The 318-nt window shown below is 52.8% G+C and carries 2 pseudogenes; one reads left to right on the forward strand and one right to left on the reverse strand.

Features of this window, described 5'->3' with window-relative positions:
- Positions 1-45: 45 nt before the first annotated feature.
- Positions 46-201 (forward strand): annotated as a pseudogene (locus tag EZM41_RS14505) (ATP-binding cassette domain-containing protein); the annotation flags it as partial.
- Between the two features lie 9 nt (positions 202-210).
- Here the strand turns inward: EZM41_RS14505 and EZM41_RS14510 are convergent.
- A pseudogene (locus tag EZM41_RS14510) lies at positions 211-303 on the reverse strand (hypothetical protein); the annotation flags it as partial.
- Positions 304-318: the final 15 nt, after the last annotated feature.

Genomic DNA, 318 nt, shown 5'->3' on the forward strand with positions numbered 1-318 from the left:
AGCCGTAAATGCCGCCCTCTCGGCGTTTAAAAAGAGGGCTGCCCAATGAAGGCTCTCTACGAGCTTTCCGGCGTTAAACATAGATATAACGGCAGGCTGGTCTTAGACGTCCCTCATCGTGTCATAGACGAGGGAGATATCGGAGGGTTGGTTGGCCCAAATGGCAGCGGTAAGAGCACGCTGCTTAGAGTCTTGGCCTTTCTTGAAGTTCACTGTGGAGCCCATCAATACGGGGGCGTGATGTGTGGTCTCCCAATAGCGTCCCACGGTTATGTATCCTGGGGGAAGCTTGGGATCCACCATTTCTACTGCTGTTTT

This window comes from Acetomicrobium sp. S15 = DSM 107314 (assembly GCF_016125955.1).
GTDB classification, from domain to species: Bacteria; Synergistota; Synergistia; order Synergistales; family Thermosynergistaceae; genus Thermosynergistes; species Thermosynergistes pyruvativorans.